The organism is Actomonas spartinae (genome assembly GCF_051209155.1).
GTDB lineage: Bacteria > Verrucomicrobiota > Verrucomicrobiia > Opitutales > Opitutaceae > Actomonas.
In genome coordinates, this window is the sequence record NZ_JBPJGB010000001.1 from 1,174,115 (window position 1) to 1,199,516 (window position 25,402).

At 61.7% G+C, this 25,402-nt stretch carries 23 protein-coding genes; 15 read left to right on the forward strand and 8 right to left on the reverse strand.

The genetic code is table 11. The features are described from left to right. The first annotated feature begins 1 nt into the window (after nucleotide 1). From AC0MRV_RS04835 to AC0MRV_RS04860, 6 genes are all read left to right on the forward strand, one after another. Nucleotides 2–751: a GNAT family N-acetyltransferase gene (locus tag AC0MRV_RS04835; protein ID WP_472763301.1), complete on the forward strand. Its 750-nt coding sequence runs from the start codon at nucleotides 2–4 to the stop codon at nucleotides 749–751. A gap of 181 nt (nucleotides 752–932) precedes the next feature. Next, nucleotides 933–1,676 carry a GNAT family N-acetyltransferase gene (locus AC0MRV_RS04840; protein ID WP_472763302.1) on the forward strand — a complete coding sequence of 248 codons (744 nt, stop codon included), beginning with the start codon at nucleotides 933–935 and terminating at the stop codon, nucleotides 1,674–1,676. Nucleotides 1,677–1,828: 152 nt separating this feature from the next. Next, nucleotides 1,829–2,500 carry a lysophospholipid acyltransferase family protein gene (locus tag AC0MRV_RS04845; protein WP_472763303.1) on the forward strand — a complete coding sequence of 224 codons (672 nt, stop codon included), beginning with the start codon at nucleotides 1,829–1,831 and terminating at the stop codon, nucleotides 2,498–2,500. 86 nt (nucleotides 2,501–2,586) lie between these two features. Next, nucleotides 2,587–3,696, forward strand: coding sequence for an aldose epimerase family protein (locus AC0MRV_RS04850; protein WP_472763304.1), 1,110 nt, complete (start codon nucleotides 2,587–2,589; stop codon nucleotides 3,694–3,696). A gap of 91 nt (nucleotides 3,697–3,787) precedes the next feature. Beyond that, a complete protein-coding gene (locus tag AC0MRV_RS04855; RefSeq protein WP_472763305.1) occupies nucleotides 3,788–5,515 on the forward strand; it encodes a sodium:solute symporter family transporter in 1,728 nt (575 codons plus the stop codon). Nucleotides 5,516–5,580: 65 nt separating this feature from the next. After that, entirely contained in the window at nucleotides 5,581–6,177 is a 597-nt protein-coding gene (locus tag AC0MRV_RS04860; protein ID WP_472763306.1) for an HAD family hydrolase, read from the forward strand. A 15-nt stretch (nucleotides 6,178–6,192) separates the two neighbouring features. On the opposite strand, the gene AC0MRV_RS04865 is transcribed toward AC0MRV_RS04860, so the two are convergent. Beyond that, nucleotides 6,193–7,320, reverse strand: a complete 1,128-nt coding sequence (locus AC0MRV_RS04865; protein ID WP_472763307.1) for an SAM hydroxide adenosyltransferase — start codon at nucleotides 7,318–7,320, stop codon at nucleotides 6,193–6,195. Nucleotides 7,321–7,375: 55 nt separating this feature from the next. On the opposite strand from AC0MRV_RS04865, the gene hisC reads away from it, so the two are divergent. Next, on the forward strand, nucleotides 7,376–8,479 hold the full coding sequence (gene hisC, locus AC0MRV_RS04870) for a histidinol-phosphate transaminase (RefSeq protein ID WP_472763308.1): 1,104 nt from the start codon (nucleotides 7,376–7,378) through the stop codon (nucleotides 8,477–8,479). 37 nt (nucleotides 8,480–8,516) lie between these two features. Here hisC and AC0MRV_RS04875 read toward each other — a convergent pair whose 3' ends face one another. Next, nucleotides 8,517–10,187 carry a tetratricopeptide repeat protein gene (locus AC0MRV_RS04875; protein ID WP_472763309.1) on the reverse strand — a complete coding sequence of 557 codons (1,671 nt, stop codon included), beginning with the start codon at nucleotides 10,185–10,187 and terminating at the stop codon, nucleotides 8,517–8,519. A 247-nt stretch (nucleotides 10,188–10,434) separates the two neighbouring features. Between AC0MRV_RS04875 and AC0MRV_RS04880 the strand changes: the two genes are divergently transcribed. The 3 genes from AC0MRV_RS04880 to AC0MRV_RS04890 all read left to right on the forward strand — a co-directional run bounded on the left by AC0MRV_RS04880 (nucleotide 10,435) and on the right by AC0MRV_RS04890 (nucleotide 14,507). Then, nucleotides 10,435–11,586, forward strand: a complete 1,152-nt coding sequence (locus AC0MRV_RS04880) for a hypothetical protein (RefSeq protein ID WP_472763310.1) — start codon at nucleotides 10,435–10,437, stop codon at nucleotides 11,584–11,586. A gap of 83 nt (nucleotides 11,587–11,669) precedes the next feature. Continuing rightward, a complete protein-coding gene (locus AC0MRV_RS04885) occupies nucleotides 11,670–12,278 on the forward strand; it encodes a polysaccharide biosynthesis/export family protein (protein ID WP_472763311.1) in 609 nt (202 codons plus the stop codon). Between the two features lie 12 nt (nucleotides 12,279–12,290). Beyond that, nucleotides 12,291–14,507, forward strand: coding sequence for a GumC family protein (locus AC0MRV_RS04890; protein ID WP_472763312.1), 2,217 nt, complete (start codon nucleotides 12,291–12,293; stop codon nucleotides 14,505–14,507). Between the two features lie 41 nt (nucleotides 14,508–14,548). On the opposite strand, the gene AC0MRV_RS04895 is transcribed toward AC0MRV_RS04890, so the two are convergent. The 3 genes from AC0MRV_RS04895 to AC0MRV_RS04905 form a co-directional block, all read right to left on the reverse strand. Next, nucleotides 14,549–15,517: an L-threonylcarbamoyladenylate synthase gene (locus tag AC0MRV_RS04895; protein ID WP_472763313.1), complete on the reverse strand. Its 969-nt coding sequence runs from the start codon at nucleotides 15,515–15,517 to the stop codon at nucleotides 14,549–14,551. Nucleotides 15,518–15,582: 65 nt separating this feature from the next. Then, nucleotides 15,583–15,777, reverse strand: a complete 195-nt coding sequence (rpsR, locus tag AC0MRV_RS04900) for a 30S ribosomal protein S18 (protein WP_472763314.1) — start codon at nucleotides 15,775–15,777, stop codon at nucleotides 15,583–15,585. A gap of 84 nt (nucleotides 15,778–15,861) precedes the next feature. Then, complete coding sequence (locus tag AC0MRV_RS04905) at nucleotides 15,862–18,327, reverse strand: hypothetical protein (RefSeq protein ID WP_472763315.1); 2,466 nt, start codon at nucleotides 18,325–18,327, stop codon at nucleotides 15,862–15,864. Between the two features lie 153 nt (nucleotides 18,328–18,480). Here AC0MRV_RS04905 and msrA point away from each other — a divergent pair, with 153 nt between their 5' ends. Then, a complete protein-coding gene (msrA, locus tag AC0MRV_RS04910) occupies nucleotides 18,481–19,056 on the forward strand; it encodes a peptide-methionine (S)-S-oxide reductase MsrA (RefSeq protein WP_472763316.1) in 576 nt (191 codons plus the stop codon). Between the two features lie 83 nt (nucleotides 19,057–19,139). Then, nucleotides 19,140–20,252 carry a Gfo/Idh/MocA family protein gene (locus AC0MRV_RS04915; RefSeq protein ID WP_472763317.1) on the forward strand — a complete coding sequence of 371 codons (1,113 nt, stop codon included), beginning with the start codon at nucleotides 19,140–19,142 and terminating at the stop codon, nucleotides 20,250–20,252. A gap of 16 nt (nucleotides 20,253–20,268) precedes the next feature. Here the strand turns inward: AC0MRV_RS04915 and lepB are convergent, their stop codons facing one another. Then, entirely contained in the window at nucleotides 20,269–20,988 is a 720-nt protein-coding gene (gene lepB, locus AC0MRV_RS04920) for a signal peptidase I (protein ID WP_472763318.1), read from the reverse strand. Between the two features lie 107 nt (nucleotides 20,989–21,095). On the opposite strand from lepB, the gene AC0MRV_RS04925 reads away from it, so the two are divergent. Next, entirely contained in the window at nucleotides 21,096–21,647 is a 552-nt protein-coding gene (locus AC0MRV_RS04925) for a flavodoxin family protein (RefSeq protein ID WP_472763319.1), read from the forward strand. Here the strand turns inward: AC0MRV_RS04925 and AC0MRV_RS04930 are convergent. Next, nucleotides 21,607–22,407 (reverse strand): class I SAM-dependent methyltransferase, encoded by an 801-nt coding sequence (locus AC0MRV_RS04930; RefSeq protein ID WP_472763320.1) that lies wholly within the window; start codon nucleotides 22,405–22,407, stop codon nucleotides 21,607–21,609. The genes AC0MRV_RS04925 and AC0MRV_RS04930 overlap by 41 nt on opposite strands. A 113-nt stretch (nucleotides 22,408–22,520) precedes the next feature. Here AC0MRV_RS04930 and AC0MRV_RS04935 point away from each other — a divergent pair, with 113 nt between their 5' ends. Then, nucleotides 22,521–23,924, forward strand: coding sequence for an MFS transporter (locus tag AC0MRV_RS04935; RefSeq protein WP_472763321.1), 1,404 nt, complete (start codon nucleotides 22,521–22,523; stop codon nucleotides 23,922–23,924). A 41-nt stretch (nucleotides 23,925–23,965) separates the two neighbouring features. Here AC0MRV_RS04935 and AC0MRV_RS04940 read toward each other — a convergent pair whose 3' ends face one another. After that, nucleotides 23,966–24,481 carry a YchJ family protein gene (locus tag AC0MRV_RS04940; RefSeq protein WP_472763322.1) on the reverse strand — a complete coding sequence of 172 codons (516 nt, stop codon included), beginning with the start codon at nucleotides 24,479–24,481 and terminating at the stop codon, nucleotides 23,966–23,968. Between the two features lie 92 nt (nucleotides 24,482–24,573). Between AC0MRV_RS04940 and AC0MRV_RS04945 the strand changes: the two genes are divergently transcribed. Next, the gene (locus AC0MRV_RS04945) at nucleotides 24,574–25,401 is read left to right on the forward strand and encodes a sulfurtransferase (protein ID WP_472763323.1); all 828 of its coding nucleotides are present in this window, start codon (nucleotides 24,574–24,576) and stop codon (nucleotides 25,399–25,401) included. Nucleotide 25,402: the final 1 nt, after the last annotated feature.

Here is a 25,402-nt window from a genome sequence, read left to right on the forward strand (position 1 = left end):
CATGACCTCACCTACCTTGGCTCACCCGCTCAGCGCGGAAACCGATCGATACGTCCTGCGCCTGGCCACCTCGGCCGCCGATCTCGAGGCGGCGCAGCGATTGCGCTTCGCGGTCTTCAACCTCGAGTTGCATGAAGGTTTGATCGAATCCTATGCGACGGGCCGGGATGAGGATAGGTTTGATGCGGTGTGCGACCACCTGCTGGTCATCGAACGCGATTCGGCGACGGTGGTGGGCACCTACCGCATGCAGACCGGGGAGAGTGCCGCGCGGCATCACGGTTATTACAGCGCGACGGAGTTTGACCTCTCACCGATGGAGCCGGCGCGCGGTGAAATTCTGGAGCTGGGGCGGGCTTGTGTCGCCGAAGGCCATCGGAATCAAACGGTGCTCGGCCTGCTGTGGAAAGGCATCGCGCGCTACGCCAAGCTGCACGGGTCGCGCTATCTGGTCGGCTGCAGTTCACTCACCTCGCAGGATGCGGCGGGGGGGATGGGCACCTACGAACAACTCGCCAAACGCTGCTTGGTCGAGCCGCGTTGGCGGACGTTGCCCTTGCCGGCCTGGCGTTGCGGCGTGCCGGCGGGGGAGCCATTGAAGGTGCCGAAGTTGATGGCGGCCTATCTGGCGCTCGGGGCGCGCATATGCGGGGAGCCGTCGCTCGATCGCGAGTTTGGCACGATTGTTTTCCTCACCTGGCTCGACCTCGAGTCCCTGCCGTTGCGGGTGCTGCGCAAGTATCTGTCCTGACCGCCGCATGGCGGCTTTAGGGTGACGAAGGCGACGGTTTCGTTGCGACGGAGTGAGCGCCGCGTGACAATGGTGACAAATCGCCGACGGGCGCGGAGGGCGCTTGCACGGTTGCCGCCCGGTTCGCAGGGGAATGAACTGCTGCACCGGCTAATGGGGGTTGGGCAGCGCTTTCGTTTTCATGAGTGTGCGCGCTACTGTCGGGTCGGTCGGAACCAGTCGTTATCGGGCGTATTGGGCGAAGGGCGAGTCGGACCTGCGACGGGCGCAGCGACTGCGCTTTGAGGTCTTCAACTTGGAGCTCAACGAAGGCTTGGTTTCGTCCCACCTGACCGGACTGGATGAGGACAAATTTGATCCGGCCTGTGAGCACCTGCTGGTGTTGGATCAGGCGACCGGCGCGGTCGTGGGAACCTACCGCATGCAGGACGGAGTCACGGCGTCGCGAAATTATGGATACTACAGCGCGCAGGAATTTGACTTCGCGCCCTTCGCCGATCGCCGGGCGCAGGTGCTCGAACTGGGTCGGGCTTGTGTCGCGGCGGAACATCGCAATCAGACCGTGCTCTCCTTGCTTTGGCGTGGCATCTTCCAGCGGGCGCGGGAGCGCGGTCTGCGCTACCTGATCGGTTGCAGCTCGCTTTCTTCGCAGGATGAGGCGGGGGCGTTGGTCACGTATCAGGGACTGGCGGCCCGGTTTCTGGCGGATGAGGGGTGGCGGACGCGGCCGGTGGACGGCTGTCGTTGCCGACCGGCGCCGGCGGAGCCCTTGGCGGTGCCACGCTTGATGGTGGCCTATTTGGGCGCCGGAGCGCGGGTGTGCGGGGAGCCGGCGATCGACCGCGAGTTTGGCACCATCGACTTCCTCACGGTGTTGGATATCGCGAACATGTCGTCGCGGTTTGCGCGAAAATACCTCGCCTGAAGTCCGGGATTTGCCGTGATGGCGGGTCCATGGCCGTAGATGGATCACTGCCCGAGTCCCCCCCGATCCCATGGCGCTGGAGTATTCGCGCTTTTTGGCGGGTCGGGAAATTGTTGCTCGGCGCAGCGGCCAGCGGGGTGGGGTATTTGGCGATGCCCAGGACGGAGCGAAACAGTGTCGCCGGGCGGGCGCGGTGGCTGCAGCGCACCTGTCAGCGAGCGTTGCGCGCGATGGAGGTGGAGGTGGAGCCGAATCAGCCGGCGCCGCCGCAGGGCGTGATGTTGACGCCCAATCACGTGAGTTACCTGGATATTCTGGTCCTCTCTGCGCTCGCGCCGACGGTGTTTGTGGCGAAGGCGGAAGTGAAGGGGTGGCCCCTGTTCGGCTGGTTTGCGCGGCGAGCGGGCACGCTGTTTCTACGGCGCGAAGTGCGGGCGGATGTGGTGCGGGTCGGGGAGCAGTTGGCGCCGGTGATGGCGGCGGGCGTGAATCTGGTGGTGTTTTTGGAGGGCACGAGCACCGACGGGACGAGGGTGCGGACCTTTCGGCCCTCGATGTTGGAGCCGGCGGTGAAGGGCGGCTGGTTGGTTTGCCCGGTCACCCTAAACTACCAAGTGCCGGATGGCGCCGACCCGCGGACGGAGGTTGCATGGTGGGGGACAATGCCTTTGGCGCCGCACCTGTTGGGTTTCGCGGGACTTGAATGGGTGCGTGCCGGCGTGCGCTGGGGGGAGGTGCTGACCGCGACGGGCGACCGTAAAGCATTGGCGGCGACGCTGCAGGCGGCGGTGGCTCGGCATTTGCCGTCGCCGCGGGCTGATTAAGCGGCTGGGGCAAGCGGGTCTTGTGCTGGGCGGGCGGATACCCTTGAGTCCAGCGTCCCCTTCAACCCAAACCTCGTTAATACGCAATGTCGTCGAACCCCCACGACCTGACCGGTGCCGGCAACTGGGCCACCGTCTCGCGCCAGCCCTTTGGCGAAACTCGCGACGGTGAGTCCACCGAGCTTTTCAGCCTCACCAACGCCCGCGGGATGCGGGTCGACATCAGCAACTACGGGGCAACGATTGTGCGTTGGCTGGCGCCCGATCGGGACGGGGCGATGGGCGATGTCGTGCTGGGTTACGACACGCTGGCGGCCTACGAGGCCGGCGGAAGTTATTTCGGCGCGGTGGTGGGACGATTTGGGAACCGCATCGCGGCGGGGCGCTTTTCGCTCGATGGCGAAACGTTCTCGCTGCCCACCAACAATTCGCCGGGAGGGATCCCGTGTCACTTGCACGGCGGCCCCAAGGGATTTGATCGGCGGGTATGGCAGGCGAAGGTGGTGGCCGAAGGCGAGCAGGCTCGCCTCTCCCTGACCCTGCACAGCGCGAGCGGTGATGCCGGGTATCCCGGAAATTTGGACGCGACGGTGGCCTACTTGCTGAAGGCGGACAACACGCTGGAAGTGACCTACAGCGCCACGACGGACGCCGCGACGCCCGTCAACCTCACCCAGCACACCTACTTCAACCTGGCGGGCTCCGGCGCGATCACGGGCCACATCCTGCAGATGCAGCATGCATCGCGCTTTCTGCCGGTGGATGAAGGCCAGATCCCGACGGGCGAACTCGCGCCGGTGGCGGACACGCCGTTTGACTTCCGGGCGCCACGGCCGATCGGTTCGCGGATCGATGACGCGCACCCGCAGATCGCGATCGGGCAGGGCTACGACCATTGCTGGGCCTTCGATCAGGCGGACGGCACGCGGCACTTGGCGGCGAAGGTGATGGAGCCGATGAGCGGGCGGGTATTGGAAGTCTGGACCACCGAACCGGGGGTTCAGTTTTACAGCGGTGCTTTCATCAAGCCGGGGGACGCCGGCAAGGACGGGGCGGTTTATCAGCCGCGATCCGGTTTCTGTTTGGAAACGCAACACTTCCCGGATTCCCCGAACCGTCCGGAGTTTCCGGATACGATCCTAAGGCCCGGCGAGACCTATCGTTCGGTCACCAGCTTTCAATTCACGACCGCCTGATCCCCTCGGCACTTTGGGGGGACGGTTGGTTTGACCTGGCAGCCTTGGGTCGCGCCGCAGTTCCCGGTTTCCACCTCTCACGTTTATTCTCATGCACCTACTCGAAGTCGTTCTGTTCGTCACCGCCGTCGTCGGCGTCATTTGGCTTGGTATCTGGAAGAGCAAGGGTGCCGGCTCCGAGGCCGGTGCCAGCGGCTACTTCCTGGCCGGTCGCGGTCTGACCTGGTGGCTGGTGGGCTTTTCGCTCATCGCGGCCAACATTTCGACGGAGCAGTTTGTGGGCATGTCGGGCTCGTCGGCCAATTGGCTCGGCATGGCGATCGCCTCTTATGAGTGGATGGCCGCGATCACGCTGGTGGTGGTGGCGTTCTGGTTCCTGCCGAAGTTCCTCAAGGTCGGCCTCTACACGATTCCGGAGTTTTTGGAGTATCGCTACGGCACGGTGTCGCGCATGGCCATGGCGATCCCGGCCATCGTGACGCTGGTGTTTGTGACCACGGCTTCGGTGATTTTCTCCGGCGCGAAGTTTGTGTCGGAGTATTACCACGACGTGCCGGTGCTCAACAGCCTCACGGCCTGCTGCTGGCTCATCGCGATTTTTGCGGCGGTGTATGTTTACATCGGCGGTCTGCGGGCCTGCGCGTGGACCGATCTCGTGTGGGGCTCGGCGCTGATCGTGGGCGGATTCATCGTCGCCGTGCTCGCCTTCACGACTTTGGCCGAGAAGCCGGCGGAGGAGTTGATCTTGACCAAGGTGCAAAATTCATCGGCGACCGTCGCCGACCTCGAGGCGGCGGGGCCGTGGGAGCGGTTCATGTTGCTCAATGATGGCAAGGACGGTGAGGCCGAGGTGCGCAACGGCCCAAACACGGCGGGCGGCAAGGTGCACATGGTGCGACCGGTGGAGGACTCGGATATCCCGTGGACCGCGTTATTGGTCGGCCTGTGGATTCCCAACTTTTTCTATTGGGGGCTCAACCAATACATCGTGCAGCGCACGCTGGGTGCGAAGTCACTGGCGGAAGGGCAGAAGGGTATCGTGTTCGCGGCCTTCCTGAAGCTGTTGATTCCCTTCCTGGTCGTGATTCCGGGTATCCTGGCTTTCAACCTCTTTAGTGAGCAGATGGCGCTGCCGGGTGGAGGCTACGATTACGACAGCGCGTTTCCGGTGCTGGTGCGTGAGTTGGTGAAACCCATGCCGCTCATTTCGTGGTTCGTATTGGCGGCGCTGGCGGGTGCGGTGATCAGCTCGCTTGCGTCCATGCTCAACTCGGCTTCGACCATCGCGACGATGGATCTTTATGCGAAGTTCACCGGCGAGAAGGACGAGATGAAGTTGGTCGGCATGGGTAAGATCTTCGTGACCATCTTCGTGGTGCTCGCCGCGTTGCTGGCGCCGCAGTTGAACAAACTCACCTCCATTTTCGCCTACATCCAGGAGTTCCAAGGCTTCATCTCGCCGGGCATTCTGGCGGTGTTCATCTTTGGCTTTTTCTCGCCGCGCACGCCGCGGTTCTTCGGGTGGCTGGGTATCGTGATCAACGCCGTATCGTATGCCGCCTTTAAGTGGGTGTTGGGGCCGTGGCTCGTTTCGAATGGCTGGTGGTATTCCGGCGAGATGGCCTTCCTCGATCGCATGGCACTGTGCTTCTTCCTCGTGTTGGCGGTGGGCGCGTTGGTCACGAAGTTCAAGCCTCTGCCCGAGCCGGTGGTGATGCCGACCAACGACGCGATCGAGCTGGAGACGTCCTCCGGTGCGAAGCTGGTCGGTATCGGTGTCTGTGTGCTGACGGTGATCTTTTACGTGATCTTCTGGTGACGGTCGCGGCGCGCGGTGCGCCCAGGGTTGCATGACTTGGGTCTGCTGCCCTTGGCTGGGGGTTTATGCAGATCCAGTTCCCGACCCACGCCTACGCCGGCTACATCTTCGATCTCGATGGCACGCTCATCGATTCCATGCCGGTGCACTACCGGGCCTGGGATCTTGCCATGCGGAAGGCCGGCGTGCCGGGGCCGTTGGATGAGGACCTCTTCTACAGCCTCGGTGGCGTGCCCACGGTCGGAGTGGCGGACTTGATGGCCAAGCACTACGGGCTGACCATCGATGCCGAAGCAGTCGCGCACGAAAAGGAGCACCTCTATCTCGAGTGCCTGCGCGAAGTGAAGATGATCGAGCCGGTGGTGGCTTTCGCCCGCGACGTGGCGAAGCGGGCGCCCGTCGCGATCGCCACGGGTGGCGCGCCGTTGATCGCGCACCCGGCGTTGGAAGCGACCGGCTTGGACGCGCTGTTCGAGATCGTGGTGACGCCGGAGGACGTCGCCCCGGGGCGGGGCAAGCCGGAGCCCGACATGTTCCTGGAGGCTGCCCGGCGGATGGGGGTGGCGCCGGCGCAGTGCGTCGTCTTCGAGGATGCGGAACCGGGGGTGCGGGCGGCCGTGGCCGCGGGCATGGATGTGGTGCGGGTGCCCAGTCGCACTTAGGCGCGGCGGGCCGGTTCAGTTGTTGGTCGGCTCGAAACGTCGGATGTGCACGGTGTCGCCAACCTGGAGGTTGGCGGTGGCGGCGGCGTTCCCCCAATTGCGCGACAACCAGTAGAAACCGTCGGCGTTGGGGAAGGCGACCCACTCGCCGCGTTCGACGTCGGAGAAATCGCGGCCGTGGCGGAAACGGTAGGTGTCGCCGCCGGCCTCGAGTTGGGCCCAGAGGCCGGTCGTCAAACCGATGGTTTCGAAGTCGGCAGGTTGGGCGTCGAGCCAGACATTGCCGTAGATGGCGGAGACTTCGGTGACGGTCGCCGTGAAACCGCGTTGGTCGCCGTCGAAGGCAACTTGCGAAGGTTGGGCCGGCGGGGTTTGGGTGGCGTCGTGCGGCTGACGCGGACTGTTGGCCGGCAGGACGTCGCGACCGCGGTCCAGCCAGGCTGACATCGCGCGCACGGCGTAGAGCCGCTCCGCTTGGTTCACATTCACATGGCCATCTCGGTCGATGCGGAAAAGCGCCGGGGGGAGCGAACCAAAGGAGGAGGGTTGGCTCAGAACGGTCTCCAGGTAGCTGCGGGGACCCGCGATCTCGGACCGGTTGGCGATGAAGAGCAGGGGATGGCGGGGACGCAGGGCGACGCCGGTCGAGCCGTTGGGCTCCTTGAGATCGAGCGCGGCGCCGATGGCGATGAGTCCATCGTAGGGGGCGTCTTCCGTTTCGGCCAGCAAGGTGGCGATGGTGCCGCCCATCGAATCGCCGGTGAGCAAGGTGCGACGCGGGTTGCCAAAGGTTTTCGCCACGTGGTCGCGCAGGTTGCGCAGATCGCGGATGGCGTCGTTCACGATGATGCCGTTGCGGCGGTAGCTGGTTTTGGCGATGATCCAACCTTCGGCGAGCAGGGTGGCGTAAGCACTTTGTTCCGGGTTGAGATCGGCCACCAGCGGGGCCGTTTCCGGCCGGTAGCCATGAGCGATGAGGAGCAGGTGGCCGTTCCAGGCCGAATCGTGGGGAGGAGCGGCAACGGTGTAGAAGGCGCCGTCAATCTCGCCCGTCAGGAGGCGTGTGGGCTCAGCGCGGGCGACAACGGCGAGCGTGGCGGCGAGGAGCACAAAGCAGGAGGTGAATGGCGAAACGCGACGCATGGGTGAGGTCGTATTTGGCTTTTGTGGCGTTGTCGAATCGTGTTGGTTCGCGGTGATGAAGCTGCGCGATCTCGTGAACCCCAGTGTATTGACTCAACCGGTGTATGAGCCGGGTCGTCCGATCGAGGACGTGGCGCGGGAGTTGGGACTGGACCCGGCGGGTATCATTAAGTTGGCCTCAAACGAGAACGCGTTGGGCGCTTCGCCGCGAGCGATCGAGGCGATGACCGCGGCGTTGGCGGACTGTGAGTTGTATCCAGATGGTGGGTGCGTGGCACTGCGAGCGGCCTTGGCGGGGCGGCACGGCGTCGAGCCCAGCCAAGTCGTCGTGGGCAACGGATCGAACGAGTTGCTTGAATTGCTGGGCCACGTGTTTCTGCGGCCGGGCGACGAGGCGGTGATGGGAGCGCCGGCGTTCATCGTCTACAAGTTGGTGACCCTGTTGTTTGGAGCCACGCCGGTGGAGGTGCCGCTTGTGAACCACGTGCACGACTTGGCGGCAATGGAGCGCGCGATCACGGAGCGAACGAAACTCGTGTTTTTACCGTGCCCGAACAACCCCACCGGCACCTTGAATCCGGCCGCTGAAGTGCGGGCGTGGATCGATCGTCTCCCGGCGCATGTCGTCGTCGTGTTGGACGAAGCCTACGCCGAGTATCTCGAAAACGAGCCGGATTGGACGGATCTGCTACAGGGCGAAGGGGTGCGCCATTTGGTCGTGTTGCGCACGTTTTCGAAGATCTACGGATTAGCGGGTCTGCGCATCGGCTATGGACTCAGCACGGTGGAACTGGCGGCCATGCTGCAGCGGGTGCGGCAGCCCTTTAATGTGAACGCGATTGCCCAAGCGGGAGCGTTGGCGGCACTCGCGGATCATGAATGGGTGCGTGCTTGTCGGCGGGCGAATGGTGAAGGCCTTTCGCAGTTGGCGCGTGGATTCGACGAGTTGGGAGTCGAGTATGTCCCCTCTGAAGCGAACTTTCTCCTGATCAAGGTCGGTCATGGAGGGGCTTGTTTCTCCGCGCTGCAGAGGGTGGGGGTGATTGTGCGACCGGTGGGACCCTACGGCTTGCCCGAGTGGGTGCGGGTTACGATCGGCACCGAGGCGCAAAACGCCCGGCTTCTGGAGGCCCTGGCGAGCTACCTGTCGGAGGCCTGAACGTGGGCAGGCGAGATCTGCGGGCGCGGCGGCGGCGTCAGCGCGATGCGGTCCGGTTTCGGCCGATCAAGGATTGCTTCACGGATTGGATCAGCTCCTCGCGGTTTGAGAGATAAATGAAGCGATCCTGTCCCAAGGTTTGATACGCTTGGCGCAGCAACTCCGGTGAGGGACGTCGCATCCCGAGGAGCTGCGCAAGGTGAGTGCTCAATTCGGGCGAGTCCGGCGCGAGGAGTTCAAACTTCACCAATGCTGACAGCGCCGGCTGGTTGGCCGGGTCCACTTGCACCGCGCGCTGCAATACTGTGAGCGCTTGATCTCTGGCGCCGACCGAATCGAGGCGATTGGAAACGGCGATGAGGTTTTCGGCCCGCAGGTTTCGTTGGTTGAGGAAATCGTCCAGATAGAGGTCGGCGGACTCGCGGTCGCCCAGTGCGTAGTGAGCGATGGATTGGAGCCCATTGAAAACGGGGGCGAGGGACGTTTCCCAGTCCGGGTTTTGATCGAGCAGTTCGTGGGAGAGGTTGACGGCGTTTTGGTAGCGCCGGGCGACGATCAACGCCTCGACTCGCATGAGCGCCAGACCGCTGGTGGGGAAGTCACGTCTTTCGGCCTCGTCGTAGGCGAGTTTGGCGATTTCGGGGAGGCCTGCATTCGCGGCGAAATCACCCAGGAGGAGATAGGCCTCCGGCTGATCCGGGAAACTTTGCAGCAGCGCGGTGCTTTCCGCCGCGATGGCGGCGACATCTTGGGACTGATGGAGGGCGTTGAGGAAATCCAAGCGTGGACGCAGGTCGTTTGGCCGATCAATGCGTCGCAGCAGGCTGACTTGGCGGGCGAGATCCACCTCACCGGAGTCGGCCAGCCACTCGGTTCGAAACCGATAAACCTCTGGGTGATCGGGAAATTCGTGCGCGAGTTGGTTGATCAAGACCAAGCCCAGTTCCTGAAAACCACGTTCCCACTCAATTCGCGCGGAGAGCAGCCGTCCTTCGAGCGTGGTTTGTAGGTCGAAATTGCGCAGCGTTTTCTCGGCTTGATCAAAATTGCCCCGGAAAAAATAGGCATTGGCCTGAGCGAAAGCGAGATCAGCGGCGACACGAGAGGGGAGCTCGAAGCTGCTCAACATCTCTTCGCTTAGTTCGATGACGACCTCATCCCGTTGCCGCTGGAAGAGGAATGCCAACGTTCGCCGGAGGTAGGCGTCATTCGTTGGATCGAAGGAGTCCGGTTTTAGTCCATCCATGAGAATGGTTTCTGCGAGGTCGCTACGCTTGGCGTAGGCAAAAATATCGGCGAGAAGTTGCCTTCCTTCCAGGTTGGCCGGGCTGCGGGCGAGGCCGGTTCGCAGCAGGTGGATGGCCGTTGCCACGTCTCCTTTGTCGAGGGCCTCGCGGCCATTTCGAATGAGGCTCTCGCCGCGGGCGATGCGGTATTTCGGCCAATTCGGCGGATAGAGGCGGTCAAACAGCGAGATGCCGTCGAGGTGGTTCCGGTAACGATCGTTGACGTAGAGGGCGACGCCTCCGCTGAAGTAGGTCCCCGCAGCTGCGCTGAAGAGCCACACCATGAGCATGCCGGGGAATACCCGAACGCGCCATCCATTCCGCGACCGGTAGGGAATAAGCGGCAGCAGCCGTTTCCAACCTTTGACGACCTTGACTGGGGGGCCGACTTTGGCTGACGCGCCCGAAGTGTTGTCAATCATGGTAATGGCATGGAATTTGCAGGAGCGGGGCCATTCATCAAGCTCCTCCTTGCTCCTCAGCGAGGATTGGAGAATTCAACTATTTTGCAATTGACGCCCGTGCCTCTCGAATGAATTCGTTTTCTGGTTTGCTTCCATCCGGCGCCCTTTCTTCGTGGTTCGCTCTCGGCGAGACCGCCAAGATTTACCTTTCTTTTCAGAGCTAAGTAATCCTAACTGCGACGACCTAATCACCTCACAGACTACTATGAATAAGCATATCCTCTCGGCTACCGTTGCGTCCGCGCTCCTCGGAGTCTCGGCCTACGCCGCGCCTTTCTTGGCTATCGGCAGCAGCGCTGAGCTCTTTGTCACCGCGAAGGTCGGCATCGACATCAATGACAACGTTACTCTCGGTAGTGACTACGTGGCGCCAGGCGCCACCAGTGCGTCGAACCCGGTGCGCGACGACACGATTTTCCGCTTCTCCCCGGGTCTCTCCTATGAGTTCGGCAAAAACGCGCTGGTGAATGGCAGCCTCTCGTATGTTGAGAACATCACCCGTTTTAGCGACAACGATGATCTGGATTCGGAGCTCTCCGATGTGACCTTCAACATCCAACACAAGGATGAGAAGTCGTCGACCAAGGGTAAAATGTCCTTCCGCCAGCTCAATCAGAACACGGTCGATTCCCGTTCTCCGATCCTCAACCGCCGTGACGTTTTGAATGCCGGTGTGGAGCATGAGATGGAGATGACGGCGAAATCGTCCCTGCTCTTCGGCTTCGATTACACGGACACCGATTACAAGAACGTGGGCTTCCTTGACCGCGTTCGCACTGAGCTTCCGGTCCGCTACTTCTACGAGCTCTCGCCCAAGGTCGACATGAGCTTTGGCGTTCGCTACCGCGAAATCGACACCCCGATTGTTAACTCCGACTCGAAAGACTGGTTCTACAGCGTGGGTGCTCGTGGTGAATTCTCTCCGAAGCTCAGTGGTTTCCTCCGTGTGGGTGTGACCGATCGTAGCTTGGGTGGTGGCGGTGGCCGCACCTCCTTTGGTCTGAAGTCCGACTTCAAATACCTCTACTCTGAGAAGACGAGCCTCACCTTTGGTGTCGGCAATGACTTCGGCACCTCCGGCACCGGCGCTTCGCAGGAGAACTTCGACGCGTTCGTCGGATTCAACTCCAAGATCGCTCCTGACTTTGAGCTGAGCTCCCGCGTTTCGGTTCGTAAGATCGACTACTTCACCCGCGCTTCCGACACCTACCTGTCCGGCAGTGTCAGCGGTGACTACATCGTGAACGAATACCTCAAGCTCCGCGGCTCGTTCCAATATAGCGACAACGACAGTGGCCTGGTTGGTGGTGACTTCGACAACACCATCTTCTCCCTCACTGCCCAACTCCGCTACTGATATTGCGGGAGGTATTTTCAGTATCTTGAAATTCTGGGAAGAAGGCCCGTAGGGTCTTCTTCTTTTTTTTCCCAATGCTATCGTTGAAACGCGCTCTGTTGCTCTCGCTCGTTCTTTTTTCGAGCTCAGTTTGGGGGCAAGACCTCGACGCGGTTACTAGTGAGGCCAAAGCCGATTCTGGGCAGACCGACGATTACATCCTTCAACCGCTCGACCTCCTTCAAATTCGAGTTTTTCAGGAGGAAGAAATGGACCGTGAGGTTCGGATTTCCCGGGAATCGGTTGTCTCTCTGCCACTGATCGGGCGAGTGAACTTGAAAGGGCTGACGATCCGCGACGCGGAACGTCATGTTGCCGAACTCTATGATCGGGATTACTTGGTGAATCCCCAAATCAACATCGTCGTGCTCGAGTATGCTCGTCGCACGGTGAACGTTCTTGGTTCGGTGGGTGAACCCGGCGAGGTGGAGTTCCCGCGAGAAGAGGGATTGACCCTTTTGGATGCGATCTCTCGTGCCGGTGGATTCACCCGCCTGGCTGATCGGCGCAAAATCAAGCTCACCCGCAAGGGCGAAGAGGGTCAGGCAGAGACGGTCACCATCAACGCCGACGATATCATTGAGGGAGATTCTAGTGAACTTTGGGTTCTGCAAACGGACGATCTTATCTATGTCCCGGAGCGAATCCTGTAAGGATTGTTTTAAATGAGTTCTTCTGAGAAAGAGGTTGGTCCGAGTCGCGGTGAGTCGGGATATGGCTACGGCGGTTATTCAGGCTACGGTTCCTCCGGCTATGGCGAAGGTGACGGCACCGCTCATCGTAGCCTTCAGGATTACGTGCTGATCCTTCGCGAGCGGATCTGGTATATCATCGTCGTCTTCCTCGTCGTATTTTCCTCGGCCTTGGTCTACACCGTCAGCGCGACGAAGATCTACGAGTCGACTGCGACGATTCAGTTGCTGCGGGACGACCCTACGGTCCTGCAAGTGGAGGACGTGGTCGACACCCAGATTCGCGGTGCTGAGGATCTGAATACTCAGGTCAAGCTGCTGGAAAGCATGAACCTCATCGAGAAAGTCGCTGATCGTATCACTGGCGATGAATTGGTGAAGTTCCTCGCTCCCTACCAGAAGGGGAAAGAAGGCGATCCGGTCACTCCCCATGGAATCCTTGCGGAGAACCGAAAGATCGTTCCGCAACGCCTCAGCTTGGTGATTGCGATCCAATTTCGGCACCCTGATCGGGTCATTGCCGCCAAGGTCGCCAACTATTTCACGGATGAGTTCATTAACTTCAACAATCGGCAACGTATCGCCGAGTCCTTGAAGGCCGTTGATGATTTGAAGGTCCGCGCGGAGACCCAAGGCGAGAAGGTCGACGAGCTCGCGCAAGAACTGCAGGCCTACCGCGAGCGGAACAACATGGTCTCTCTGGATGAGCGACGCGACATCGTGACCGATCGTCTCAAGGCGTTGGGAAATTACGTCACGACCGTTTCGACCCAACTCAAGGAAGTCGAAGTCCGGTTTAATCAGCTGCAGGAACGCGACGGGGATCTGCGGGCAATCGCTGAACTTCCTTTCGTCGCCACCGATGAGCACATCGCCGCCTTGAAGCGGGAGATTGCCGCCGAGAATATCGCGATTGCCGAGCTGCAAGAGCGCTACCGCGACAAGCACCCCCGCATGATTGAGGCCAAGCGGAAGCTTGAGCAGACCAATCGGGAGCTGGAATCCGCGATCCGTGGCGTCGTCAGTCAGATTGAGTCACAATATGAGGCCGCACAGCGGAGTTTGGCCGAGGCCAAGGCCGAGTTGGTGGACCAGGAAACCGAGTCACTGGCCCTCAGCCGCGCTGCCGTTGAGTATGACAAGAAGGAGCGGGAATACCTGATCAACAAAGAGCTCCACGATCACATCTTGTCCCGCATGCGGGAGACGACGTTGGGGACCACGATGGACAATCAGAACGCTCGCGTAATTGATGACGCACAGCCTCCGCGCGAGGGTAACTACGTGTCTCCGAACTTGATTCTCAATCTGGGATTGGGATTCGTGGGCGGTATTGGTCTGGGACTGGGTTTTGCCTTCTTCGTCGCCTTCATCGACGACCGGGTGAAGAGCTCCTTCGATATTGAATCGGTGATCGGCGTCCCGCTGATGGGCGTCATTCCGCAAATCAAGAAATTGGATCCGGTGGAGAAAGCGCAGGTGGTTGCGAACAATTCCGACCGCCAGGTTTCGGAGGCCTTCCTCACGTTGCACTCTTCGCTGCGGCTCAAAGAAGAGTCCAAGAACGCCAAGTGTTTCCTCACCACGAGCACGATTCCCGGCGAAGGTAAGTCTTTCACCACGACCAATCTTGCCCTGACTTTCGCGGCGCACGGCGAAAAGGTCGTGATCGTGGATTGCGACCTCCGGAAGCCGAACATTCACAAGACGCTGCAATTGGAGAATGTGAAGGGCGTGATCGATATCGTGGGGGGCGAGGCCTCCATTGATGATGTGGTCATCAAGGACGTGTTCCCCGGGATGGATGTGATCCCCACCGGCGGGCGAGCCAAGAACCCCACGCACGTGCTCAACTCCCGCAACTTCGAGGCCATGGTCGCGGATTTGCGCAAACGCTACGACCGCGTTTTTGTCGACACCCCGCCGTTGGCCGCTGTTTCAGACGCGATGATCATCCTGCCCTTGGTGGACGGTTCCCTCTTCACCATCTTCTTCAACAAGGTCCGTCGAAAAGCGGCCCAATATGCCGCCAAGAAGTTGCTGGAAAGCAATGTCCCGGTGTTTGGCGCAGTGCTCAACGGCCTGAACCTCGCGGTCTCGGGTTACTACTACGCGCAATACTACGACAAGTCCTACAAGGACTACTACGTCGTTGCGACGCAGAAGGACGACACCCCGGAGCGGGACTGATCCTGGTTGCACATCGAAAGGCGGAACGATGCGTTCCGCCTTTATTTTTGAGCGGCGCGGTTCAACCGATCGAGCAAGGCCTCCCGAAACCGCACTCCTTGCGGGGGGCGTTCGATGTAGATGCGCCGATACGTTTTTTGATCCAGCGCTCTCAGCAGTTTGAAGAGATTGTGCGCCGCGGTTTCTCCCGATCCATCGTCGCTCAAGTGGTAGCAGGGTGCCCGTGCCGACGCGGTCAACCTACGGAATGAAACAAGGGCGACATCGGGGGCGTGTTCACCGGGCAGTTGATCAACCAGTTCGAGCGGCGTGCGCGGGCTGTAGTGTTTGTCCAGTTGCCCTGGGGCGACCGAACTTGCGATCGTCGTCGCGTGGTCGGAAGTGAGTTGGATGTCGAGGCATTCGCCAATGGCTGCCGCCGTGACAACGCCGGGGCGCAATACCCTCGGTTGGCTTGGGTCCCGCAGATCCAGGACGGTCGATTCAACCCCCACCGCACATTCTCCCCCGTCCAATATGTATCGAATCCGGCCGGAGAGGTTATCCAGCACATGCTGGGCGCAGGTCGGACTGATATACCCGAAGGGGTTGGCACTGGGTGCGGCCAAAGGGAAATCCAGCAATCGCAGCAGGGCCTGAAAAACAGGGTGCTGCGGCACTCTCAGAGCGACGCTGGGCAGGCCCGAGGTCGCGATGTCAGGCACGTGACTGCGCTTCGGCAGCACCAGGGTAAGGGGACCAGGCCAGAACGTGTCCGCGAGTTTTTGGGCGCTGGCGGTCCATTCGCAGTGTTTCGGCGCGTCGTCCGCCGAAGAGAGATGCAAAATAAGTGGATCGTGGGCCGGCCGGTCCTTGGCTGCGAAGATGCGTTCGCAGGCCGCGGTGGAGAGGCCGTTTCCGGCGAGGCCATATACCGTCTCGGCCGGCACGGCGACCAATTCACCAGCTCGCAGTTTCTCGGCGAGAAACGCGAGGTTTTCGGGCGTGGGTGAATAAATCTGGGTGTTCACGTGGGGGCACAAAAAAGCCGGAGCTGTCAAAAAGCACCGGCTCAGTGAACTTTGCTAAGCTGTTCTTATTGAGCGAAAAGCAGGTTGCGGGCGCGCTTGATCGTCTTGGTGATGCGGCGCTGCTGCTTCGCGGAAAGTCGGGTATACTTGCGCGGGAGGATTTTGCCCGTGTCGGTGGTATACTGCTTGAGCGCCTGCGGGGTGGAGAAGGGAATCTCCTCCGGAGTGAGGCTGCGCTGGGTTTCTTCGGAAGTGGTCATAGCGGAAAAAGGCGTGAAGAAACCAAGGTTGCGCGGGGGTTGTCAATGCGGATTTGCGCGCACGCTTCGGCCGGCTCGTGGGGCTCAGGGTTTGGCGGTTTTGGTGATTTTGATTTGGGCGGGCAGCGTTGTGCTGCCGGCGTCGATCAAAACGCCGAACCAACCGTCGGGTCCGGAGGACCAGGCATGGAAACCGCGGGTGCGGGAGTCGTGCGGAAGGGTGAACTGCTCCATCACTTGCAGGCGCCCGCCTTTATACCAGACGATTCGAACGGTTGGTAGTCGGCCCTCACCGGGATCGGTGACGGTGATTTCTCCATCAAAGGCGCCCAGCCCTTCGGCGCTCTTCAGCCAGATCTGGCTGCCGTCGCGAAGCCACCATGCGCCGTTCTCCAAATATCCACCCCGCAGGAAGATTTCATCGGGTATCCAGTCCGTCTGGATCGCGGCGGCCGTGAAGCCGTCCGGCACCGGGATGACGGGATTGGGGTTTCGGAACAGGGGTGGGGGTGGAGTGTTCTCGTCAAGCGAGTGCAACATCGTGGGCGGGAACCAACCAACGATGGCGTCGTTGGCCGGACGATCCAACGCCTCGGCGGTAAACCGAATGAAATGCCGACGACCGTCGAAAGCGATTTCCTGGACGAGTTCGGATTCACCAGCCGGCAAGGTGAGGGTCTGCTCCTGGAGTTTGTGCCAGACGCCATCGATGTCGTATTCGAAGAGGAAGCGCGCCGCGATTTCCTCATCGGATCCGGCCGCGAGGCGCTTGATGACGGCACGCACAACCAGCTGGTTTGCGATGCCATCGAAGCGAACGACCGCGCGATCTTCCGGTGTGCCCATGAAGAGCGCGCCGGTCTCGGTCGTATAGAAGTATCCCTTTTCCAGATGGAGGAGCTCCGGCAGATAATTTATTCCCAGCGTATTGATGGTGAACATATCGTCGGCCTCCCGATTCAGGGTCGGAATCGGCACCCGCTGTCGAATGTCGCTGCCGATTTCGTGGGTCCGGCAAAACATGTTGATCGGCACGTCGAGCGGGGAGGGCCAAAAATTCCACGCCACCGAATCATAGATCGCGGCGAAGCGTGACGGTGTGCTGATCAATCGGTGCACCAATTGGCGTTCGCTCTCCTGATAGCTGGTGCCGTTGTGCATCCACAAGGGCACGCCGCGAACGGTCACGGCGGGCCAGATACGTTGAAGCCATTCCAACGACTGCGCGTAAAACACGGGATACGCGCCGCTCGCCTCCGGCGCCGGTAGACTCTGGCCCATCAGCTCCAGCGAGTTGGCCATACTGGGGGGGATGTGGAGGCCCGCGATATAGGCGAATTGCGGATCCCGATCGGCGAGCACCTCGTAGGCGGAGCGCGGACTCAAAGCATGCCCGAATTGTGAGCGCTTTCCCTGCCACGCCGACTCCCATGCCGCGATTGCGGGCAACAAGGCCAACAGCGCCGCGACGGTCACGGCGAAGCGATGGCGTGGGCGAATGCGAAAGGTGACCAGCAACGCACCCGCCAGCCCCACGGCCAAACCGTAGGCGACGTAAGCGATGTCCTGATTGGTGGCGAGTGCCGCCAGCGTTCCGGCGGCGCCGCCGATGGCCGCGACCAACAAGGCGAAACGGTCGAGCCATGGTCGTTTGTTCCAGCCCGCCACGACAACGAAAGCGAAGCACGCCACGCTCGCAGCGCCGATCCAAGGGAAGCGGAGTCGGCCGTAATAGTCGTGCACCGTCGTCAGGTAGAACCCGGGTTGCAGCAGAAACTTCAGATAAGCGGCGCGATCGGCAGCGGCGAGATCGATGACGTTGTAGCGCCAGGTCGACCAGCTTGCTCCGGTGGCACCGAGCTCGATGGCCAAGGGGGCGGCAAGTCCGCAGCCGAGAACGATGAGCCCTGCCGCAGTGGCTTTCCGCCACGAAAGAATCCCGAGGAAGATACCGCGCAGAACGATGCCGCTGACGCCGGCGAGCGCGATCAGGTGGAAGTTGAGCTTGTTGATCCCGCCGAGACAAAGTGCGCTCGCCAGCACAATCCAGAGCCCGCCCCCGGCCGACTTTGCGTCTTTGTCCCCAAAGAGCCGCGCAGCCGCGATGCAGGCCAACGAGGCGGTCAGCACGCCCCAGGTATTGTGCCACAGGATCGTGTGCTGTGCTGGTGCGCAGACCACCAGGCTCCACGCCGCGCCCAGCGCAATACCTCCCCCCAGCGAAGGGCGGAGCAGCAAAAAGATGCCCGCCCCGCCCAGCATGACGGCCCAGAGTGCTCCCTGGGTCATGCCAAGGTAGGTGCCGCCGCCCGCCTTTTCGATGAGCCGATTGAGGTGGAGGAAACCGGCTTGAATTGGGGTCACGAAGTCGACGTAGGGCGCTTCACCGGCGTTGATTCGCCCCGCCGCGGACATGACCAAGCCGTAGTCCATGAAGTCGCGCAGGTAGTCGTGATTGTGCACCCAGGGCGCGATGGCACTACCGAGTGCGAGCAGGGCGACGAAGATGAAGGCCTTGCGGTTGGACTGGCGCGACGGGGAGGGGGCCATGGAGCGAAGCCAGTGACCTTGCGCCACCCCCTCGCGGCGGCAAGTGGTTTCCCCCGCGCGACTCTGGTGCGGTCGTCCTGCGAAGCGCGGGCAAATTCGTCGTCTGATTCGCGCCGCGGGGAATAAGCGACTAGACTCGTGGTTCTCCCGCCTATGAAACGTTTCGCTTTCCTCTTGTTCGCCTGTTTCTCGTTTTCGCGCCTGGTCATTGGTGGCGAACCGCAAAAGGCGACGCTCGGCGCCGGCTGCTTTTGGTGTGTCGAAGCGGTTTATGAACAGCTCCCGGGGGTGTTGGATGTTGTTTCCGGTTACGCGGGGGGGGAGGAGAAGAATCCGACCTACAAGCAGGTGAGTTCCGGTGCGACCGGCCATGCCGAGGTGGTGCAGATCACCTTCGACCCGGAAAAGACCAGTTACCGCGAGCTCATCGATTACTTTTGGAAAACCCACGATGTCACGGATCCGCGCGGCGTTTGGCCGGACTTCGGGCGGCAGTATCGCAGCATCATCCTGGCCCACGACGCAACCCAGCTCGAGGCAGCCCGCGACTCCCGCAATGCAGCGCGGCAACACTTTGATAAGCCGATCGCGACCGAGATCGTGATGTTGGATACGTTCTATCCGGCGGAGGACTACCACCAGGATTTCGTGCGACGGAATCCCAACCACCCCTACGTGCGCAGCATCGCCTACAAGAAGTTGGACAAGCTGGGACTGAAGCACCCGTAGGTCGCCAAACTCCGTTGAACGGTCGCCGCGCTGCGGGGCCTATTGATTCGCCAGACGCGGCAAGGGCCCGTTGGAATGCGGGCATGCCCCCATCCGAGTTCATCCCCTTCTCCCGTCGCTCATTCCTGAAGTCCGGTTCGCTGGCGGCAGCGGCAGCGTTGGTGCTACCTCGCTCGCTGCGCGCGGCGGGCGAAGGGCGCAAGCTGGGGGTGGCCCTCGTCGGGCTCGGCTCCTACTCCACCTACCAACTGGGTCCGGCGCTGAAGGAGACGGCGCACTGCCAGCTTGCGGGAGTCGTGACGGGAGATCAGGCGAAGGGGAAACGGTGGGCGCAGGAATATGGATTCCCTGAGTCATCGGTTTATGGTTACGACAGCATGGATCGCATGGCCGAAAACGATGCCATCGACATCGTGTATGTGGTGACGCCCAACGCCCTGCACGCCGAGCATTCCATCAAAGCGGCGATGGCCGGGAAGCATGTGATTTGTGAAAAGCCCTTCACCGTTTCCGTGAGCGAAGCGGTGGCGGTGATGGAGGCCTGCCAGAAGCAGGGCGTGAAACTCTCCATCGGCTATCGCCTGCATTTTGATCCCTATCACGAAGTGCTGCGCAAACTGGCTGCGACCCGGCACTATGGTCCGTTTCAGGAGATGAACGGAAATTTCAGTTTCGTCATGGATCGACCGCAATGGCGGGCGCAGCATGCCCTCGCCGGCGGGGGGCCGCTGATGGATTTGGGCGTGTATGTGATTCAGGAAGCCCTGATGGCGAAAGCCGAAGTGCCGCCGATCGCGGTCACGGCCCAGGCATTGCCCAAACAACGCCCGAAGTTTTTCGCCGATGTGGAGGAGACCCTCGAATGGACCATGGAGTGGGCCGATGGCGCCGTCCTGCAGGGGCGCACGAGCTACAACGACCGCGGCAACCGCTTCGAGGCGAGCGCCGCGAAGGGGTGGTGTCGGATTGGCCCGGCCTTCGGCTACGGTGGCATCCGCCTCTTCACACCCGAGGGCGAAATCCAGTATCCACCTTTCAACCAACAGGCCGCGCAGATGGATGACTTTGCGCTGTGCGTGAAGGAGGACCGCGAGTCCAAAGTGAGCGGTGCCATGGGTCTGCGCGACATGGTCATCGTCGAAGCGATTTACGACGCCATGCGCTCCGGCCGCCGCGTGCTGGTTGATTTGATCTAGGACGGCCGAAGCAGTGTCAGCGCAGGGCGGTGAAAAACCGCTCCCAGCGCGGCAGGTAGGTGTCGTTCAAGTCGAGCGAGACCAGCACGCCTTTGGCTTGGCCGAGCACGTCCTGTCGGTCGGCGAATCCGAATGCCCGGGAGTCGTGGCTGTTGTCGCGGGAGTCACCCATCAAAAAAAGCCGCCCGGCCGGAACCGTCACCGGGCCCCAGTTCGGGGGCGGTCGCGTGGTGCGCAATCCCATTACCGCGTGATTGAGTTCCGGGCTGAGCTGCTCTTCGGCGAAGAAGGCGTAGGGCCGAAGCTGGCTGCCGATTTGCGCGGCGTAGTCGGCCTCGGGCGCTTCATAGTTCAGCGGCGTGCCGTTCAGGATGAGTTGGTGGCCCGTCATCTCGATTTGATCGCCCGGCACCCCGATCACGCGTTTCACCAGGCGGGTGCGATCGGCCGCCGGCGACAAGACCACCACGATGTCGCCTCGTTGGGGTTCCGCCCAGTCGGCGAGATGAATCCGCGTGAGCGGCACCCGCAGGCTGTAGGCGAGTTTATCCACCCACACCACGTCACCTTCCAGAATGGTAGGGTTCATCGAGCCGGTTGGCACGGGGCTATAGTCGATCACCGCCGACCGCACCGGCAGCAGGACCAGGCAGAAAAACAGCAGGAACCCGCGCCATTCCCGCCATTGGCGGTGGAGAAACGCAAGGAAAGCGGCGCGGCGCGTGGGGGAACTCATGGTGCGAAGGACACCGGTGAACGTCTCGTGGTTGCAGCGAAGTCGAATAAGTTTTTGCCCTTTGCCGCTCGATCGCGGCGGGCCAGCTTAGCGGTATGGGTAACGTCTTGGTTCTCTATTCTTCGGCCAGCGGCAACACCGCCAAGATGGCCGAGCAGGTTGTCGAAGGGGCGCGCCGGATCGATGGGATCGAGGTGCGCCTGCGCAACATCACCGAAGCCACCTTGGCCGACGTGAAATGGTGCGACGGCATCGCGCTCGGCGCGCCCACCAACATGGGCACGGTGCCGTGGGAGATGAAACGTTTCTGGGACGTGGAGGTGCAGCCCGCGTGGGCCGAGATCGATGGGCGCATCGGCTGTGCGTTTGCCACTCAGGGTGGTTGGAGCGGTGGGGCGGAACTCACCTGCCAAACGCTCAACACCATCCTCATGAATTACGGTTTCCTCGTCTTCGGGGTGACCGATTACGTGGCGCAGGGTTTCACCCTGCATTACGGGGCCACGGTGGCCGGCGAGCCGCGCACGGACCGCGAGGTCGAAGCCTGCCGCCGTCTCGGCCAACGTCTCGCCGAGTGGGTCGCCGTCTACATGGACGGCCGCAAAGCCGAGCACCCGCTCACCTCGGGCCGGACGCGGTTTCCGTGGCCACGGGATTAGGCGGTTTGGTCGCGCGATAATAGAGCGAAAATGTCGTCAGGTGGTCGAGTTCGGCGGGCGCCACCTCGGCACCGTTTTCGCCCTGCATGACCACGGCATCGATGAAGCCCAGTCGGGCCAATTCGGCCAATTGATGGACCGGGCGCACATACACGTGGCGCACGGTTTCGTCGGCGCCATAGACGCCGTCCCAGAAAAGGGTTTCAGGTTGGTCGGCAAGCTCGGCCAAGGGCGGGTTGTTCCGCTGGATGTCTGACCAGCGCTCCGGCGTGATCTCCGGGTTGTCCGCGTGATAGGTCACCGGGATAGTTTGCAGATTGTGGGATGAAATCAGCATCTGGCCTCCGGGGCGCAACACGCGGTGGATTTCTCGCAGGCACCGTTTCCGGTCCGCGACAGACAGGCAGTCCAAGCCGTTGAAACTGAAAAATACGAAGTCGAAGGACGCCTCGACCCAAGGGCTCAGGTCGGCGGCGTCGGCTTGTTCGATTTGCCAACCGTGTTGGGCAATCTGGGTCGCAAAAAGACCTTCGCAGTGAGCCACCATCCCCGGGGCGAGATCGACGCCGACGTAGCGACCGCACAGCGGCGCAAAAAAACGCGTCGTGCGACCGGCGCCGATACCGAGGTCAAGAAAGTAGGGGTCTCCGGGATGGCGCATCACGGCGCGCAGGAATTCGCCCTCGGTGAATTCCAATCGAGAGAAGTCGAACTGGCGCACGATGTCGGGATGGCTGTAGATCTCGGCAAAGCTGGTCACGGCGGACTCCATCGAGCGGGCGGACGCGCGTCGGGTCGATCCTGTTTATCATGGAGCAAGGCCTTGGGCGCTTTCGCGCTTGTTCGTCTCCGGTCGAGCCCTACGGTCGCGCCATGCCCCAAACCCCATCTGCGTCCGCGAAGGGCGATCGCTTGTCGTTTAAGGAGAACCTCGGCTTCGGCCTGGGCGACATGGCGTCGAACTTCTTCTTCCAGACCTTCGGCATCTTTCTGCTGTATTACTATACCGATGTGTTCGGCATCGAGCCGGCGGCGGCGGGCACGATGTTCTTCCTGACGCGACTGATCGACGCCTTCACCGATCCGGCGATGGGCGCGATCGCGGACCGCACCAAGACGCGTTGGGGCAAATACCGCCCCTACCTGCTGTGGATGGCCATCCCGTATGGAATTTGCGGATACCTGATCTTCGCCAATCCTGATCTCGAGGGGGCATCCAAGCTCATTTACGCCTACGTGACCTACTCGGCCATGATGCTGATCTACACCGCGATCAACGTCCCCTATTGTTCACTCATGGGCGTGCTCAGTCCGTCTTCCAAAGCGCGGACGGTGGCCTCGAGTTTCCGTTTTGCCTGCGCCTTTGGCGGTGGTTTTCTGATCTCTCTGTTTGTGCGGCCGATGGTGGAGGCCCTGGGCGCGGGCGACGAGGTGAAGGGGTTCCAGCACGCCATGGCGATCTTCGCGGTGGCCTCGGTGGCACTCTTCCTGGTCACGTTCCTCACGACTCGGGAGCGGGTGCAGCCGCCGGCAAACCAGCAGCACAATCTCAAGGAAGAGCTGGGCGAACTGCTCAAGAACAAGCCTTGGGTGATCCTCTTCTACGGCGCGGTGGCCTCGACCACTTTTCTGGTGCTCCGCGACTCGGTCACGATTCAGTATTTCAAATACGTCGTCGGAGTGAGCGATGAGAAGTATTGGTGGATTTTCGACCAAGCCTCGTTGTTTCTGGGGGCGGCCAAGCTATCCAATGTCGCGGGTATTCTCTGTGTCGGACTCTTCCTGGGTAACTACGATAAGAAGCCTTTGGCCGTCGTGCTTTGCTTGATCACGGCTTTGAGTGTTCTGGCCTTCTTTTTCATCCCGGCCGATCAGTTCGGTCTCATGATCGCGGTCAACACGATCGGCACCTTCGTTTATGGTCCGACGGCGGCGATCATCTGGTCGATGTATGGAGACGTGGCTGCCTACGGTGAATACAAGTTTGGTCGCCGCTCGACCGGTCTGGTTCACTCGGCTCAGCTTTTCTCATTGAAGACGGGTAGCATGATCGCTGGGTCGCTCGCCGGTGCCCTGTTGGCCTATTTCGGTTTCGTTGCCAATGAGGTGCAAACCGAGCGTTCCATCCTCGGCATTACGCTGATGTTCTCGGTTATTCCCGCGGTTTTCGCGCTCATCAAGGCGTGGGCGATCTGGGCCTATCCGCTTGATGCGAAGAAGATGGCGGAGATTGAGACGGCTCTGGCCGAGCGCAAAGCCGCCGAGGCGGCGGGCTGATCCGCTCGTTAACCCCGACTTAACTCAGATGCTGCGGTTGCTCAGGCGCCGCAGCATTTTTTGTATTTTTTGCCGGAGCCGCAGGGGCAGGGGTCGTTGCGGCCGACCTTGGCGGTATTGATCACGGGAGCAGGTCCCTCGCGCAGCGGGCGGGTGAAGATCCACTCGCCGTCGATGCGCTTGAATTCCGACTTCTCGTGCATCACCCCCTTTTGTCCGCGCTCCTCGAAGTGCGCGGAGAAATCAACGTGCGAAACGTCGGGACGCACTTCGGGTTCGTGGCTGTGCACCTCGAGTTTGGTCCACTTGATGTCGATCCCGTATTCGGCTTCATCGAACGGCGTGTCCTTGCTCTCCGCGTAGGTGCGATGGAGGTAGCGAAAGTCGTGCGTCACGTGCGCCGTGTAGCGGGAGCGCATGGTCTCCTCGGCGGTCGCGGCCGGCCGGGTGCCTTGGATCACAGGCTCGCAACACTCGGCGTAGGCCTTGCCCGAGCAGCAGGGGCAGGGATCGGCGGGGGAGAGAACGGGAGGTTTGACGGCGGACGATTCGCTCATGGCGCGCAGGATTGGAGCCCACACCGACGTTTGGCGAGCTTGTTGCGGGGAATGTGTTGTTCGGTGACGGAGTTCCGACTCAGATCGTGATCATGCTCATCAGCACCGCGTCCCTCGCCCAGCGTTTGTCGGATCCCAACGTCGTCGTCTTCGACTGCCGCCATGACTTGGGTCAACCCGAGGCGGGTCGGGCGTGGTATGAGGCCGGGCATGTGCCGGGCGCTCGCTTCGCTGGCGTGGACACGGACTTGTCCATCCCGCCCGATGGCCGCAACGGTCGTCATCCCTTGCCTTCGCCGCATGCGTTCGCGGTGTTTCTCGCCGCCGCCGGAGTGACCGCGCAGTCCACGATCGTCGCCTACGATCAGGTCGGCGGCCAGTATGCCGCGCGCCTGTGGTGGATGGCCCGATGGATCGGGCATCCGCAGGTCGCCGTGCTCGATGGGGGCTGGCAAAAGTGGAATGCGGAGTCGCGCCCCTTGGAGACCGTCATCCCCGTCGGGATACCGGGCAATCTCACGCCGTGGCCCGACGATACGCGATGGGTGGACGCGGCAACGGTGCAGGCCGGCGCCGGTTTGGTGGTCGATGCGCGGGCGCCTGAGCGATACCGCGGCGAAGTGGAGCCCTTGGATCCGGTGGCGGGGCACATACCCGGGGCGGTCAATCATTGCTACAATCTGAACCTGAACGCCGACCTCACGTTTCGGGCGCCGGATGAGCTGCGGGCCGCGTGGCAGGGGGTTTTGGCCGGTCGTGATCCGGCCGAGGTCATTCATCAATGTGGCTCCGGCATCACGGCCTGCGTGAACCTGTTGGCGATGGAGCTGGCCGGACTGGGCGGCTCACGGCTTTACGCGGGCTCATGGAGCGAGTGGGTGGCGGACCCGACGCGTCCGGTGGCGACCGGGGCGGAGTAAC